The organism is Paraburkholderia sp. J11-2 (assembly GCF_905220185.1).
GTDB lineage: Bacteria > Pseudomonadota > Gammaproteobacteria > Burkholderiales > Burkholderiaceae > Paraburkholderia.
Genome location: NZ_CAJMYY010000051.1, coordinates 18,701 through 33,565, shown reverse-complemented (window position 1 = coordinate 33,565; position 14,865 = coordinate 18,701). Strand labels below are relative to the sequence as shown.

At 58.5% G+C, this 14,865-nt stretch carries 14 protein-coding genes and 2 pseudogenes; 10 read left to right on the top strand and 6 right to left on the bottom strand.

Going from position 1 to position 14,865, the window contains the following annotated elements; genetic code table 11:
* Positions 1 to 139: 139 nt before the first annotated feature.
* Together U5A57_RS39805 and mqo are read right to left on the bottom strand one after the other, a co-directional pair.
* Positions 140 to 442, bottom strand: coding sequence for a DUF3579 domain-containing protein (locus U5A57_RS39805; protein ID WP_321917648.1), 303 nt, complete (start codon positions 440 to 442; stop codon positions 140 to 142).
* A gap of 111 nt (positions 443 to 553) precedes the next feature.
* Complete coding sequence (gene mqo / locus U5A57_RS39800; protein WP_415774357.1) at positions 554 to 2,203, bottom strand: malate dehydrogenase (quinone); 1,650 nt, start codon at positions 2,201 to 2,203, stop codon at positions 554 to 556.
* Positions 2,204 to 3,406: 1,203 nt separating this feature from the next.
* Between mqo and U5A57_RS39795 the strand changes: the two genes are divergently transcribed.
* The gene (locus U5A57_RS39795) at positions 3,407 to 3,817 is read left to right on the top strand and encodes a DUF3331 domain-containing protein (RefSeq protein ID WP_321917645.1); all 411 of its coding nucleotides are present in this window, start codon (positions 3,407 to 3,409) and stop codon (positions 3,815 to 3,817) included.
* Positions 3,818 to 3,873: 56 nt separating this feature from the next.
* Here the strand turns inward: U5A57_RS39795 and U5A57_RS39790 are convergent, their stop codons facing one another.
* Entirely contained in the window at positions 3,874 to 4,311 is a 438-nt protein-coding gene (locus tag U5A57_RS39790) for a hypothetical protein (RefSeq protein ID WP_321917644.1), read from the bottom strand.
* A gap of 147 nt (positions 4,312 to 4,458) precedes the next feature.
* Here U5A57_RS39790 and U5A57_RS39785 point away from each other — a divergent pair.
* The 3 genes and pseudogenes from U5A57_RS39785 to U5A57_RS39775 all read left to right on the top strand — a co-directional run.
* Positions 4,459 to 4,989, top strand: a pseudogene (locus U5A57_RS39785) (efflux RND transporter periplasmic adaptor subunit); the annotation flags it as partial.
* Between the two features lie 211 nt (positions 4,990 to 5,200).
* Entirely contained in the window at positions 5,201 to 5,548 is a 348-nt protein-coding gene (locus tag U5A57_RS39780; protein WP_321917643.1) for a hypothetical protein, read from the top strand.
* A 347-nt stretch (positions 5,549 to 5,895) separates the two neighbouring features.
* The gene (locus tag U5A57_RS39775) at positions 5,896 to 6,087 is read left to right on the top strand and encodes an acyloxyacyl hydrolase (protein ID WP_321917641.1); all 192 of its coding nucleotides are present in this window, start codon (positions 5,896 to 5,898) and stop codon (positions 6,085 to 6,087) included.
* Between the two features lie 44 nt (positions 6,088 to 6,131).
* Here the strand turns inward: U5A57_RS39775 and U5A57_RS39770 are convergent.
* Positions 6,132 to 7,225 (bottom strand): annotated as a pseudogene (locus U5A57_RS39770) (porin).
* A gap of 190 nt (positions 7,226 to 7,415) precedes the next feature.
* Positions 7,416 to 7,547: a hypothetical protein gene (locus U5A57_RS39765; RefSeq protein ID WP_321917652.1), complete on the bottom strand. Its 132-nt coding sequence runs from the start codon at positions 7,545 to 7,547 to the stop codon at positions 7,416 to 7,418.
* 1,111 nt (positions 7,548 to 8,658) lie between these two features.
* On the opposite strand from U5A57_RS39765, the gene U5A57_RS39760 reads away from it, so the two are divergent.
* The 5 genes from U5A57_RS39760 to U5A57_RS39735 all read left to right on the top strand — a co-directional run bounded on the left by U5A57_RS39760 (position 8,659) and on the right by U5A57_RS39735 (position 13,211).
* On the top strand, positions 8,659 to 9,363 hold the full coding sequence (locus U5A57_RS39760) for an SDR family oxidoreductase (protein WP_321917639.1): 705 nt from the start codon (positions 8,659 to 8,661) through the stop codon (positions 9,361 to 9,363).
* 194 nt (positions 9,364 to 9,557) lie between these two features.
* On the top strand, positions 9,558 to 10,619 hold the full coding sequence (locus U5A57_RS39755) for an alkene reductase (RefSeq protein ID WP_321917637.1): 1,062 nt from the start codon (positions 9,558 to 9,560) through the stop codon (positions 10,617 to 10,619).
* Positions 10,620 to 11,733: 1,114 nt separating this feature from the next.
* Positions 11,734 to 11,970 (top strand): hypothetical protein, encoded by a 237-nt coding sequence (locus U5A57_RS39750; protein ID WP_321917635.1) that lies wholly within the window; start codon positions 11,734 to 11,736, stop codon positions 11,968 to 11,970.
* 193 nt (positions 11,971 to 12,163) lie between these two features.
* Positions 12,164 to 12,613 carry an Ohr family peroxiredoxin gene (locus tag U5A57_RS39745; RefSeq protein ID WP_321917650.1) on the top strand — a complete coding sequence of 150 codons (450 nt, stop codon included), beginning with the start codon at positions 12,164 to 12,166 and terminating at the stop codon, positions 12,611 to 12,613.
* A gap of 424 nt (positions 12,614 to 13,037) precedes the next feature.
* Complete coding sequence (locus tag U5A57_RS39735) at positions 13,038 to 13,211, top strand: hypothetical protein (protein ID WP_321917633.1); 174 nt, start codon at positions 13,038 to 13,040, stop codon at positions 13,209 to 13,211.
* A 158-nt stretch (positions 13,212 to 13,369) separates the two neighbouring features.
* Here U5A57_RS39735 and U5A57_RS39730 read toward each other — a convergent pair whose 3' ends face one another.
* Positions 13,370 to 13,768, bottom strand: a complete 399-nt coding sequence (locus U5A57_RS39730; protein WP_321917649.1) for a J domain-containing protein — start codon at positions 13,766 to 13,768, stop codon at positions 13,370 to 13,372.
* 675 nt (positions 13,769 to 14,443) lie between these two features.
* Here U5A57_RS39730 and U5A57_RS39725 point away from each other — a divergent pair.
* Complete coding sequence (locus U5A57_RS39725) at positions 14,444 to 14,836, top strand: BON domain-containing protein (protein WP_321917632.1); 393 nt, start codon at positions 14,444 to 14,446, stop codon at positions 14,834 to 14,836.
* Positions 14,837 to 14,865 lie beyond the last annotated feature (29 nt).

Sequence of the window (14,865 nt, the reverse complement as noted above, 5' to 3'; positions counted from 1 at the left end):
TGCAGCGTAAAATCGACTTCAAAGTTGAAAATATCAGGACTGCGGAGCAATCTGATTAATGCGGTCGCTCTCAGAAGCCGAAAGGACCGGAACATCGCGCTGCCTTGACGGATCGACGCGGCAGCGCAGCGGCAGTTGACTACCCCTTGCTTTGCACCACGTGATCATTGTCCCGGGCGAACTTCAGCACGAAGTCGAAGGCGTAGGGCGCGACCTCACGCAGCCGGGCGTCGAGTACGACACACTTGAGGTTGCCGATAATCATCGGGCAAATATAGAGCGAATAACCCAGGTGCAGGTTTTCCTTTCTGACGCCGCGCGCTCGCGGCCCGAAGCTCGACAAGGCGCCGGCCAGGCGCTCGGACCAGTCGCTGGGCCGGAATGCCTTGCCCTTGCTGGTGATACCTAGGATGACGTATGCAGAAGGATTCGCGGTGGTCATATGCAAATCTGTTCAGGCTCTGAAGAGGTCGAGGTTCTTCAATTGAGGCGTTCGCTGCGCCAGCCCACGATGCCGCTAAAAGTCCACACGCACCGGGCGCCGCCGCGGCGTTCAGTGCGCCAGTTCGACGCGTCTGCCGCGCGCATTCGAATAGTCAGCATGGGCTTCGGGCATATCGCGCTCCGTCGCGACACGGTCCGGTGGCACGCTCAATTGCAGAATTTCGCTCGTCGCTTTCAATGACTCGCGCGCCTTGTCTGGGTGGTTCGACGAGAGCTGCGTGCCGTAGCCCGGAATGATCTTGTGGATCTTCGCCTGCCAAGCGGGTGCTCGAAACCTGCTCGGAAAGGCCCTTTCCAGCAGGCTCAGCATGATGGGAGCCGCAGTCGAAGCGCCGGGGGAGGCGCCCACCAGGCCCGCGATGCTTCCGTCCTTCGAGCAGACAATTTCGGTGCCAAGCTTGAGCACGCCGCCCTTCGTCTTGTCGCGCTTGATAATCTGCACGCGCTGGCCGGCTTGCCAGAGCCGCCAGTCCTCCTGGCGGGCAAGCGGAAGATATTCCTGCAATGCCTCGAGGCGGTTGGCGTCCGAGAGCGTCACTTGACCGGCCAGATACTTGATGAGCGAGAACTCGGAAAGTCCCACACGCACCATTGGAACGAGGTTGTTCATTCCCGTGCTGGCGAGCAGGTCGCTGTACGAGCCGTTCTTCAGGAATTTCGTCGAGAACGTGGCGAACGGTCCGAACAGAATGGCTTTCTTTCCGTCGAGAATACGCGTGTCCAGGTGCGGCACCGACATGGGCGGGGAGCCGACTGAAGCTTTGCCGTATGCCTTGGCGAAATGGCGGTTCGCAATGTCGCTGTTGTCCGCGACGAGGAACGAACCGCCAACTGGGAAGCCGCCGTACTCTTTCGCCTCGGGAATGCCGGATTTCTGCAACAGCGGCAGGGAACCGCCGCCAGCGCCCACAAAAACGAACCGGGCATCGACCTGGACGGTCTGCACGCGCGATTGGGTATCTTCCAGCGTCACGCGCCACGTGCCGTCGTTATTGCGCGCGATCTTCTGAACATTGCTATTCAGCAGCAGATTGAAATTGGACCGACTGCTCAGGTAGCGAACGTATTGACGTGTGACTTCGCCGAAGTTCACGTCGGTGCCCTCGGGCGACCACGTCGCGGCAACCTTCTGGCGGGGATCGCGGCCTTCCATCATTAGCGGAACCCACTGAGCGATCTCGTCATGCGATTCCGAGTATTTCATGCCGTGAAAAAGTGCATTGGGCTGCAAGGCAGCGTAGCGATTCTTCAGGAAACGAATGTTCTCGTCGCCCCAGACGAAACTCATGTGCGGCGTCGTGTTGATGAACGACCGCGGCTGCTTCAGTATTCCGCGGCTGACACCCCAGGCCCAGAACTGCCGCGAGACCTGAAAATCCTCGCTGATGCGCACGGCCTTTGTGATGTCTATTGCGCCGCTCGAGGTCTGCGGCGTGTAGTTGAGCTCGGCGAGAGCGGTGTGCCCGGTGCCCGCATTGTTCCAGCCGTTCGAACTCTCCGCTGCGACGCAGTCGAGTCGCTCGGCCATTATCATCGACCACTGCGGTTCGAGTTCGTGGAGCAGGACGCCGAGCGTCGCGCTCATGATCCCCCCTCCTATGAAGAGGACGTCGACCCTATCGAGTTCATTGCCGGATCCTGCTAGCGAGCGGCCAGAATTTTCCTGTCCCGGTAGTGCTTGTCGTTTCATTTGTGCCAAGGTGCTCACCCGCTGTAGTTTATGCGGAAGTTGTTTGCCGTCTGACCGTAGGTCTCCTGCCGATCGATCCCGTCGAACCTGCTCGTTGCGACCAGGAATGAAGAACGAAAAAACTGGATTTCTGTTTGTCGACAGTTAATTGAAAAAGAAACCTCGAACACGTGGCTGATTTCCTTCTCGTCCAGACGAACGTAATGGTATGGGCTCACAGCTGCTACATATAGCCGCAGTGTGGCAATAGACCTTTGCTTGATGGTTGTGAATTTATGATGCGCAACGCGAGCGAACCCAGTAGGCGCATTCTGCCGTTGATTTCGCACCGGCATGTGCGAGAATAAAGTTTTCGTTTATTAAATTTCACCACTATTCGGTTCGCGTGAACTATGTCGTGGCAAGGAATGCCGAATCATGGATGCAGAATTGGCCATGGATGCGCGAACATACGCTGACGCAATCGAGAAAGTCGCGAGCCGCCGCCGGTCGGGGCCTGTGGGCTGAAGGAAAGATCAATTACTGCTTCTGGAGCAGACTACTCCAATATCCATGGTGAACGTCAGCCGCGTCGATCGATTCAGACAGGCAAAGGCAAAGGGGATGTTGAATAAATTGTTTTACCGTGAGATTGGTAGTCAATTGATATATCGATGTCGGACTCAATGCTTATTAAGAGAACCGATAGGCAATGCACGACCCGGTTCAGGAGGTGTTTCCTTTTGCAATCTTATATTTCCCTTGAGGGGCGGCGCTTTTGGCAGAGTTTGCCCGCAGGGCGTGTGGAAGGGACTCTTGCATTGCGGGTACTTAATCAGGGCGGGGCGGTAAACTATAGTTCGGGGCACCGCAGCACGTTACGCTGCGCGTAAGGAGTTTAGTCGTGAAGGTTATGCCATGCCTCTTGGTCGCCATATCGCTTTTCGCTACCGCTGCGTATGCACAGGGAAACCATGCCCAGCCGTCCGCGGCCAACGAAACCGCCGCGCAGAACGACACGGCTCCGGCGGCGGACAATTTCGGCCGCGTTGACCACGATCGGCGAGAGGGCAAGAAGGACGACTGTGTCGGTCCGGTGTCGTTCTGCAATATCTATTTCGGCAGCTGAGAGCTTGCATCTGCAAATGGCTCCATGCAAGCCGGTGCTGGAAGCGCATGGTATAGACCGCCCATTGGCCTGAGTCGTTTTGTCGAGCGGCTCGGAGGTGAAAATTGAACAACTCTAATGAGCATGTGTGGGAAAGCACCGTTGCGCTGCTCGGCCGGATGTGTTCGCCGGATGACGGGGCAGACAAGTACATGGTGAGTGGCCCCGATAATGGGCGAGATTCCGCGAAAAAAGCGCCTCCAGCGCGTTCCGGAGGAGGGGCGACCGATCTGGCCAACTGCACTATCGTCGATCGAATTTCCGCGTGTTCCATCATGGTGCGCTGGCGCGACGCCACCGTCGGACACTATGGCGAGCAACTGTGGAAGCGCGGTAACGCGCGGCGCTCGACCTGGTGCATCTTGAGCGGGATGCGGGTCAGGCGGGGCGATATCGTGTATCGACCCTGCATGCGGGGCCTGCGACCGATGAATTGCGAAGAAGTGATCCTGGCGAGGGTGCTGGAAGAGGGCTGACGTCGGTGTTTGCCAGATCTCGTCGGCCATCGACCAGGGCGTCGCACTGTGCAATCTCAGTCGCGGGAGAACTTGTGCAATTCGGACACATCCTTCATGCGTGTTGAAGGTAGTTGCTCCCGCAATATCACCGCCCAAGGCCGGACTTTCGCGTCGGTATCCCCGCGCGAAGGATAGATTGCGTAGATGACCAGTGCGCGCGACGTGTAGTCGGGCAGTATCCATGCGAGTTCGAACTTTCGATGAACTATGCGTTGCTCGACATCGCAAAGCAGATGCTTGCCCAGCAGGAAATGCTGCCCGAGCTTACATGGGGGACGCTTTGCCGGAAGGCTTGGCACGCAGCGCGAAATGGGCGAGGCTGAAACCCCGTTCCCGGAGTACGAGCCGCAGGTTGACTTGGTTGCGGAAGAAATTGCGCCTGGTAGGAACCGCGTCGCCGCGCTCGCGGGCTTGCCTTCGGCGGTGCGGTGCCAGCCGAGCTGAACGGGCATCGGCCCGACGTGGTCGCGGCGCGCTGAAGCGTGGCGGCGCGCGCGATATCGACGTGGACCACGGCCGACTTCTGTCCGAACGTCAACCCACTCGTTTCGATGGGCGGCTACGCGGGCACCGGTCCGCTGTTTCAGTTCCTGAAGTCGATGGACAGCCACGTCGTATCGACGGAGAACCGCGAGAATGCCTCGGCCGCCGCCAATGCCGCGCAAGCGCAATACGATCAGGCGGTCGCCCAACTCGATGTGGCGAAGCTCAACCTTGAGCATACGCGCGTAGCTTCTCCGGTTGACGGTTATGTACCGAACCTGCAAGTCTGAAAGGGCAACTACGCTGTCATTGGGCAGCCGAGGCTGGAGTGATCGATAGCAATTCCTTTCTGGGTTTGTGGCTATTTCGAGGAAACCAAGTTGCCCGGCGTGAAGCTTGGCGAGAAGGCCGAAATGCGGCTCATGAGCGGCGCCACGTTCGACCGTCACGTCGAGACCATCTCCAGCGACATTTACGATCACGATAGTCCGCAAAGCTGCGATCTGCCCGCCGATGTGAATCCGACCTACAATTGGGTGCGGCTAGCGCAACGCGTGCCGGTGCGCATCCATATCGACAAGGTGGCCGAGAACACTCAGCTTGTCGCCTGGCTCGCCCGCACCGTGGTCATCAAGCCCGGAAAATGACTGCGCGTTGAATGGCGGCTGAATTCAGCCATCATTCAGTTTTTTTCGAAGGTGCTCACCGATCAGCAGGGCGTCGATCGCTTCGCGCGCTACGCGAGATCGTTGGCGCGGCCCGTCCGGCGACACGTTGCCCGTGAGCACACGTGGCGCATGCCCGTGATTGCGCGCGCCGAAGCCGATTACCCAGGTGACGGCCTCTTAGAGCGCGCGGATGCCGCGCGACGTGCTGCCATCAACCTCCTCGATTCGCTCGCCGCGCGCGATTCAGACGCTTTGCGACGCCCGGCGCGCCCCGATAGCCGCGATGACCGTCGACAATGCGAATGGCCGCTTCGTCGAACGGCGAGTACTGGTGTCCAGCCGCCGCATGGCACAACGCGTCTTCGACGTCGAGTTGCGCGATGTCACCGAAGTGCGGCGGTGGGAACGTCGCGCCGCCTCCGGTGACGTGCGCAACGAGAGCGGGCCGAGCGTATTCGGGCAGGCCGAGCGCGTTGCTGCACGCGGCCATTGCGTCACTCGGGTAGGCTTTGAATGCTTGACGCTGTCAAAAATTTAAAGAAGAAAGACCTGGCTTGTGGTGCTGTTCGCCGTGGTGCGCGAGCACGACGTCTGCATACGCGGAGCAATGGGGTGTTCAATTTGCCGGCGGCGGGGCGGCTCACGACGTTCGCAAAGCCGATTTCGGCATTGTTTGAATCCCGGGACCGAGTTGGTGAGGAATTGGCGGCTATCATTTCACCGTAGTGGGGCGCATGCCGCCTATTTGGATGTCCAGGAGAAACCGGACTCGCATCCAAACATCTGGGATGTTCGAGCTAGCGCCGGTGTTTCGCTTTATCAAGAGTTCCGGCTATATTCGGCCATTCGTCGAAGCAGGCTTGGGGGGGTAGACTGCTTTCTCACGTGAGTGAAACGCCGGACCGTATCTTCTCGTCTTCGTTTCAGTTTGGCGACATGGTGGGTGTGGGCGCGCAATTCGGAGCGCACCGGAGCTATCATGCCGGTTTCCGCTTTGAGCATTTGTCGAACACGGGTCTGGAGCGCCCCAGCCCAGGTTTCCACACGGGTCAAAAATATGTTCAGTATAACTTCTGATTGTGTAGGAACGGATATCCAATGCCGGCGTGTTGCCAAGGCCATCAGAAGCGGGTGCGCAATCCGGCCGTCGCGACCATCTGCTTTGCGGTAGAGGACGCGCCGCCCGACGTGTTAATGAACGCGACGTACTGCTTGCCGCACACATGTTGGTACATGGCTTCGGCATAGATATCGGCTCGCTTCGAAAGCGAGTAGATCACCTGTGCGTTGACCTGATTCCACTTCGGGTCGGCGCCATAGGTCGTGGCGTTGGTCACATGGCCATCCGTGTAGGTGTAGGTGACGCCGAGCTTCAGCGTAGATTAGCGCATAGCGACCGTTCAGTTCGAAGTTGTCGAAGCGGACCGTGCCGTACGCCGAGCTGAACGACCTCGTGCTGATACTGGCTATGGGAATACGCGAAGCCGAGCACGGCCGGCCCCAGTGTGTAGTCGATACCGGCGGCGGACACGCGCTGCACGTCGGCGCCGAGCAGGAATCCGGCCGTGCCATTGGCCGTGGACTCCGCCGTTTCGATCGCACCGCTCGTGTTCGTGTTATTTGAGCCGTTGATCTTGAGATAGCTGGCCGCCAGTTTTAACGGACCGTTGCCGTAACTCGCGCCCGCGCTGTATGCGCGGTTCGCACTGAAGTCGGTGCTGTTCGAGAAGGCATAGACGCCACCGAACTTGAAGCCGTCGATGTCCGGACTATTGAACTTCACGGCGTTGTTGATGCGGACCGAGTAGTCGAGGTTGTCGTTATCGAACGGGTGGGAAAAGCCGGTCTTTCCGAAAGTCGATGCCACTTCCGACAGAGGCGCAACGAAATCGACGCCCACATAAGACTGACGCGCGAAGAAGCGATTGTTCTGCCCCATCTTGCCGTTCTGGATGTTGAAACCGCTTTCCAGCACGAACACCGCACTCAAGCCGCTGTCGAGATCTTCGCTGCCGCGCACACCGAACTGGCTGCCATTAGTGTTGCCGCTCGTGGCCTGAACGAGCGAACCTGCGCTCGTACCTTTTTTCACGTTGTTCGTGTACATGAGACCGGCGTCGATCAGGCCGTACAGCGTAACGAAATGCTGCGCGTGAGCGAGTGGCGCGAGCAAGCTGGTTGTGACCGCCACGTCCAGGAGATACTTCTTGGACAAGGTTGACTCCGGGAAAGACGCCGGACTCCAGTGCTGGATGCTATGGTCACCGGTAAGCGCGTCAATGGATATATCCGAAAACTAAGGTCTGTCATCTCGATTGGCCTTTGCCTATCGTGCAACATTTAACATAATACTAATTATCGACATTTTTACGATGTTCGCAAACATAAAATCAAAATCCACCGTCTCATATCTCGACAATCACCTTCAGCGCCTGCGTGCTGGCCGCCTGCGAAAACGTCTCATACGCCTTGGGCATGTCGTCGAACGCAAACCGGTGCGTGATCCTGAAAACCGACTTCGGGAGGCCTACTCCCATCTTCAGTACAGCACTGCAGGCCCCCGTCTGCGTTCGTGACACACTAAGCAGTCCTATCGTATTACGGTCTGCCTGCTCTCGTCCTCCGCGGCCACTCTACAGCCCCGAAGCCGCCATTCAGCCATGCGTGCGTCATCGGAGACTTAAACCGGCATTCGTTTTTTCGCCCATAGTGACGCGCTGAATTCGGCACTGTCGGCGAGCTGCACGGGGAACATGCTTCGGGCCGGTCGCATGTCCTGTTTAAATCGGCTGTCATTAGTCTGGCCGGCCTCGGAGAGGGAGGAAGCACGTCAACTTATTTCGAGCAGTTCCTGATGGAACTTTGCGAATGCCAGTCCGCGTGCACGAAGCACACTACTCATGTCGCACGGCAATTCGCAGGCCGCTCACTAGGAGCTTCCTCTGCTTTCTTAGATTCGTCGTGAACGCGCCAATACGCGGGTACGTTCGACCACTTCAATACTACGGTTAGCGTTTCAAGATAAAACCCTGAGCATTTCGTGATCGACCAATGTGATATCGGATCTTCATTTCCGTACGACCGCTGGTGAAGCTGAAGCATCCACTGAAAATTCAATAGCGAAGCAGTTCGCGCAGCCTAGCATGATTGATTGACGAGTTATACCAACCATTGACGAGTACTTAAGCCGCCGTAGACAGCCAAGTGCGGTGCTCAGCGCGGCTGGATCTGATTTTCGTGACTGGCTCTTCTAAACCAAGGTTTAGACAGATCAACCATTTTCTCAGGCTCTTGATCCATTGGCTGCGGCCCGCGCGCGTTTCGCATGCAGCAATCGTACGCATCGGTACCAGAGGCTTGAATCGATCGACCACGGTGCACTACAAATCAACTGGCACGCGCCGGATGCTTACTCCCGGGTTGCAAGAATTCGCGGTCACACACGCGCGCAACCACGGGCGTCCAAGGAGTTCGCCATGCAACCGACACCCTGCTTCAGTGACGGTCTCTTTGGCACCCGCTGTGCGGCAGATGTTACCTGCCGTTCGGTGGTGCAGCGGTTCGCTACGCAACTGCAGCCTTGTTTCCAACGGATCTCACGCGCAGCGAGCCGGCGCACATGCGATTCATCTTTTGAAAGGAAAGACTATGAAGATCGAAGGTGCTGTCGTTTTCGTGACGGGCGCGAACCGTGGGCTAGGCCTGGAGTTCGCGAAACAGGCGATCGAAAGAGGGGCGCGGAAGGTTTATGCGGGTGCGCGTGATCGGGCCAGCGTGACGCTGCCGGGAGTCGTGCCCGTGAAGCTCGACGTGACAGATCCGGCGGCCGTGGCCGCGGCAGCCGACGCGGCGCGCGACGTCACGCTGTTGATCAATAACGCGGGCATTGCGCAGTTGGGCAACCTGGCGGATGACGGCGCGCTCGACGCGTTGCGCAGTCACCTCGAAACCAACGTGATCGGGATGCTGGCGATGTCGCGGGCGTTCGCAGGGAGCCTCGCCGGCAACGGCGGCGGCGCGATCCTGAACGTCCTGTCCGTCGCAAGCTGGGTGAACCGGCCGATCCTCTCGGCCTACGGCGTGTCGAAGTCGGCAGCGTGGGCACTGACCAACGGCCTGCGCCAATCACTGCGCGATCAACACACGCAGGTCGTCGCGCTGCATGCCGGCTTTATCGATACCGATCTGACGCGTGGGCTGGAAGTGCCGAAGGCGACACCGGCCGACGTCGTACGCCAGGCGTACGACGCGATCGAGGCCGGCGCAAAGGAAGTGTCCACCGATGAGTTCACGCGGCAGGTGAAGGCCGGGCTGTCGGCGGGCATCTATCTGAACGACGCGACGCCGCTCTAACGGCGACGGGGTGCTCGTCAGGTTAGGCCGTGATGTCAACGACGCCTGCGATCTTCGCGTCCGGAGTCAGCGACGCGTAACAACGTCTTTCATGGATGGCCGCTGGCGTGAGGACCGGACTTCAGTCCGCTCATTCTTCACTCTGGATTCATTTCATTGTTGCGGGCCACGTGTCCGTCAGGGAAAAAACACTTATGCCAACTCTTTTTGACCCCCTCCAGATTGGCGACCTCACGTTGCCGAACCGCATCATCATGGCCCCGGTGACCCGTAAGCGCGCAGGTGACAAACGCGTGCCCAACGCGCTTATGGCGAAGTACTACACCGAACGCGCCTCTGCCGGGCTGATCCTTACAGAAGCCACCTCCGTGACGCCGCAAGGCGTCGGCTACGCCGCGACGCCGGGCATCTGGTCCCCCGAACAGGTCGCGGGCTGGAAGCTTGTCACCGAATCGGTGCACGTCGCTGGCGGCAAGATCTTCCTGCAACTTTGGCATGTCGGCCGTGTGTCGGACCCGATCTTTCTAAACGGAGAGCAGCCGGTTGCACCAAGCGCGATCGCACCACAGGGGCACGTGAGCTTCTTGCGCCCGCAGCGGCCATATGTGACGCCGCGCGCTCTGAATTTGTCCGAAATCCCGGGCATCGTCGATGCCTATCGCACGGGTGCCGAAAACGCCAAGGCCGCCGGTTTCGACGGCGTCGAAGTGCACGGTGCGAACGGCTATCTACTCGATCAGTTCCTGCAGGACAGCACAAACCATCGCACTGACGCGTACGGCGGCTCAATCGAATACCGCGCCCGCCTGCTGCTCGAAGTGACCGATGCATGTATCGAGGTGTGGGGCGCTAATCGCGTCGGCATGCACCTCGCGCCGCGCGGCGACCTGGGTACGATGGGCGATTCCGACCCAGTGGCCACTTTCGGCTATGTCGCGCGAGAACTTGGCAAGCGCAAGATCGCATTTATTGCCGCTCGCGAATCGCTCGGCGACAAGCGTCTGGGGCCGCAACTGAAAGCCGCGTTCGGCGGTCCCTACATCGCGAACGAGAAATTCACCCGGGAAACGGCGCAACAGGTACTCGACACAGGCGAAGCGGATGCCGTTGCATGGGGCCAGCTGTTTATTGCCAACCCGGACTTACCACGTCGCTTCGAACTCGACGCACCATTGAATCAGCCCGATCCAACGACGTACTACGCCGAAGGGGAAACCGGCTACACGGATTATCCGGTACTAAAAACGTCGGATTGAACGCAGCCGCGGCTTGTGAAAAATAGCTCGGTTCAAGGTGATTGTAGGCTCGGTCATGCAGCCAATCCGTCGATCACCGTATGCGCTTTACGTGAGAGTAAGATTTCGCGAATCGTGCCAGTCAAGCGCCGGCGGACGCACTTAGTGCAGGACGATGGCCTCCGGCGATCGAACGCCAGCGAACATCGGGGCCATGCAATAGAGGCGCTGAGGTTGTTGCAATCCGAATGACCTCGGCGACCTTCAATCGTTGGCATTGACCGCATCCTTATCTGCCCTCAAGCACTTTCCAGTCTGACCGAATGATGTGGCACGTGTATCGGTCGAGATTGTTCTCCGGTTAGCCCTGGTGTTCCAGCCCGGCTTCCCAGACCGTTTGAGCCGTAACGATCTCGGTCACGACGTTGTGCCGTGAGAGGCCCGACGCGTCAGCATCGGCCACCGTGTTGTCGGCCTATTGCTTCTGCTCACAGCCGAATTAGAAGATTGCCGAACAGTAGCACCGCCCAAGGTCATTGCCCCGAAGGTTCGACGTCGTTGGACGTGGATCGGGAAGAAGAGTTCCAGATGCTGACGAGAGCTGAATCTGGTCTTCATGTTGAATCACCTCAAGACAATTGTTAGTCTGCATTGCGACGATCAATTTATTTCGCAATCGAAATTACCGCCTGCGAGTAATTTCCAGAGAGATCTGGCGGCGTCAATAACACACAAGTAATCGCCTGTGATTAGCTGGCGAAGAGACGACCATCCAACCAAGGTTCGCGATTCTGCGCACTGCGTGAGCGCCGCATGATAGCGGACGGCCGATGCCGGCGGCGAAAGATCAAGGGTAGGCGCCGATCGGTCGTCGCGGTGCAGTTCCCAGATTCACATCGCCAACCCACTCCTGAACCAAGGTTCAGATGGCCCAACCATGTGCGTATCCTCCCGGCCCGTTGGGTGCAGACCGGCCGCGTTTCACGCACGGCAATTGCGCGATTCGATACCAAGAGGTCGCCCCGATCAACCACGGCGCAATACAAACCAACCGCCGCGCGCCGCATGCTCACTCCAGGGTAGTGAAGATTTGCATTCACCCCGAACGCAACCACTGGTTGCCAAGGAGTTCGCCATGCAACAGACGCCAACCATTAGCGCAGTTAGTCTCTCGACGGCACCCCGGGTCTCACACGAGTTCGACGAAGCGCCCCTGTTTCACCTGTGCCGCGCGCCATTCTCCGCTTGCGATCGCTGTGGAGCACTTCACTGGATTCAGAGAGGAGAAAACATGAGCGATTTCTTTGGAATTGAAGACCTGCTATCCCAAGCCTATGAAGACGCGGTCTACAACGCGATGATACCGGCCTGAACCACACCAATCCCTGAGCTCGCCAATTGCCGTTTGCTGAGGCCCATCTGTGAGATGGGTCAGGGTGCATACGGATTGATGGCGCTCGACCCGATTCCGGCGCGATCTACGCCCCAGCGCGCTGGCAATGGCACGTGGCACGGCGAGTGCCCACGCACAGAAAACTGGGCTAACCGATGAGGATTTCGCAATGATCACCAAGATCCAGACCGTGCTACTCACGGGCAAAACTTATACGACTACCAGCTACCGCGAAGGCGCTCCCCGCGGCGATGAACGTATCGACATTCGACTCTCAACCCCCGGCAACGCTGCCAACGACATTGCTTTCACAGCGATTCAGATGCATCCAACCGCGGAGCAGTTGTTCGCTGGCGCCTGGTCGGCCTGCTACACGGGCGCGCTAGGCCTCGCGGCGATGTCGAAGAAAGTGGAGCTTCCCCCGGACCTTTCCGTTGACGTCGAGGTCGATCTAGGAAAAACCCGCAGCGAGTATTTCATACAGGCCCGGTTCAACGTTCGCATGCCCGGTGTCGCACAGGACCTCGCCGAAGCCATCGTGCACTCTGCGCATCAGATCTGCCCTTACTCGAAGGCTGTGCACGGCAACATCGACATCGTCGTGAACGTCATGACGGCGTGATCCGGCAAAACGGCGCGTCTCACCGAGCATCTCTTACGGAATATCCATCGTGAAGACCAGACCTATCGCTGCACTGATCGTCGTTTTTTCGGCCCCCATAGGCGCCCCCGCATTCGCCAGTTGCTATGGACCTATCCCCTTCTCCCGACCATCGGTTGGCGCCACCGATTCGCAACGCGGTCAGGGCGTGCAAACTCTCGCCGCCGAGCGCGACGACGCTACGTACACGCGAGAAATGTATGGCGGTATAGCCGCTGGATTCTCACGGGCAGGCAGCCATGCTGCCGCGACGTCGCGCGAAGACCTGTTCGCGCGTCACTAGATCGCGTATCCCTCCGGCACTGGCCTCTCGCGCGTCGTCGTCCCTCACGCGCGAAGGTCACAGATGGGGTGGGATAAGCATCATTTTCCAGCGAAGTAGACAATGTTCAGTCATGTATTGGTCGACCCCAACGACCTGGGAAAAGCAAAGCGTTTCTACGATGCTGTGCTCGGGGCTCTCGGCTACGGCGAAGGTATCAGCGATGAAAACGAGCGGCGCAGGCGCTATGACTATCGTGCGGAAACGGGGTTTTTTGATTGTCACCCAGCCGCTTGATGGTCTGCCGGCTACCCATGCCAATGGCGGGACGATCGGTACGACCTGCCGCGCCCCTCGCATCTGGTGGTAAGGCAGAGTTGAGGGTGGTCACCGAGCGCTCGCAGACGAAGAATTGCGACGCGGACTGCCGCCGGGCGCTATCCATGCACCGCGCCCTACGAAGGGCGACGCTTGTCGTCAGGGCACTTCCGTCTCCGGGACGCTGCCTGCAGGTAGGTGGTAAGAGGCGACAGCGCGGGGCCCACGCACTCATTGAGAATCTTTGTGATGCGTGCCGCCTCAGGAGGACTGTTTTTGTCCGGATGGTATTGCTGGCTGAGTGCCCTATAGGCAGCCTCGATGACTGCATGAGGTCCGTTGCGTGCAATCTTCAGGTTGTCGTAGTGGGTGTGTATCCCCTTGCTTGACGGCGAGTTTCGACAATTGGAAGACGCCTGGATGGATACATTTGTGCTGCTGCGGCTGCCGGTTGAATGAACGTTGACGTGGGTAAATTTCAAACGCCCCAGTACCCAACAAGTTACGCAATGTCGTCCGCACAATCCGGTCTGCACGAAACAATTGAGCGCAGCAACGAGGATCTCGCTGAGTGGCTCGAGCGACCACTTCTCAATCGGCCGCGAGGTCCGCGTACTCACCACTGCAGTCCCACGAGCTGTAGCGGGCCCGTCAAGGATATAGTCCACGAACCTGCGCCCGACGTCAGATCCATCCAGATTTAGGGACCTTGCTCGCCCCGGTCCTGTTCACGCACAGGACGAGCATGTTCCCCAGTGTTCACCGCTCCGCTCTCACGCACACGTCCGTACCAAACACCGCCGACTGCAGCGGAAGGATGTTCTCAGTCTGAATCAAGAAACTTACAAGCAACTACCGCACGCACGAGCAACTTGCCTTTGAGGCTGATATAGGGCGCAACCAAGTCAGCATGCCGGAACTATATGCGGCCCACATTCTGAGCAACACCTAAGCATCCGCCCGTCTCTCGCACGGATACACGCGGTGTTTCAGCCGCGATGCCGGCTACCGATTACCACGAAAAGCGGCAAAGACTATATCGATCGACACCCGTAGTTCATTCACCAGAATCACGACTATCGCATGCGATTAGATTGCATGCTATTGACATCAGCCAATCTTTCCTCCATCCTTTAACGCATGCGATTACCTCGCATGCGACGTATAAGCCAACCCGGAATAGTCGGGTAATTTTCTGAGGAGATCTAGTCATGAACATCGCACTCACCCGCACAACAAAAAGCAAACTCGAGTTGACCAGTGTCATCAAATCAACAGTTGTTGTATTCGTGCTCACGCTAGCTATGGGCGCCCAGGCACAAGAGGCCGCGTCGGCAGTCGATCCGACGACGGCTGCCGGGCCGGCGTCCCTCAAGGCGCAAAAGGCCGCAAACCACGCACTCGTAAAGAAGGTGCGTTATGTGCTTGCGCGTACCAAAGGACTGAGCCCCGCCAATATCTATGTCAAAGCCGTCGATGGGTCGATCACGCTTACCGGCAATTGCGTCAGCGATGATCAAGTCGCACTTGCCGGGTATGCCACGCAGAGGGTCGAAGGCGTGACCTCTGTGAACAACAGGCTCGTCATCAGGACGCCACGGTAATTGCGACTTGGGGCGGATCACGTGCCACA

Excerpts from the sequence above, each read along its gene's own strand:
- U5A57_RS39805 (WP_321917648.1), bottom strand. The coding sequence starts at position 442 with ATGACCACCGCGAATCCTTCTGCATACGTCATCCTAGGTATCACCAGC.
- U5A57_RS39790 (WP_321917644.1), bottom strand. The coding sequence starts at position 4,311 with ATGCCCGTTCAGCTCGGCTGGCACCGCACCGCCGAAGGCAAGCCCGCG.
- U5A57_RS39780 (WP_321917643.1), top strand. The coding sequence starts at position 5,201 with ATGCCGCGCGACGTGCTGCCATCAACCTCCTCGATTCGCTCGCCGCGC.
- U5A57_RS39765 (WP_321917652.1), bottom strand. The coding sequence starts at position 7,547 with ATGGGAGTAGGCCTCCCGAAGTCGGTTTTCAGGATCACGCACCGGTTT.
- U5A57_RS39760 (WP_321917639.1), top strand. The coding sequence starts at position 8,659 with ATGAAGATCGAAGGTGCTGTCGTTTTCGTGACGGGCGCGAACCGTGGG.
- U5A57_RS39755 (WP_321917637.1), top strand. The coding sequence starts at position 9,558 with ATGCCAACTCTTTTTGACCCCCTCCAGATTGGCGACCTCACGTTGCCG.
- U5A57_RS39750 (WP_321917635.1), top strand. The coding sequence starts at position 11,734 with ATGCAACAGACGCCAACCATTAGCGCAGTTAGTCTCTCGACGGCACCC.
- U5A57_RS39735 (WP_321917633.1), top strand. The coding sequence starts at position 13,038 with ATGTTCAGTCATGTATTGGTCGACCCCAACGACCTGGGAAAAGCAAAG.
- U5A57_RS39725 (WP_321917632.1), top strand. The coding sequence starts at position 14,444 with ATGAACATCGCACTCACCCGCACAACAAAAAGCAAACTCGAGTTGACC.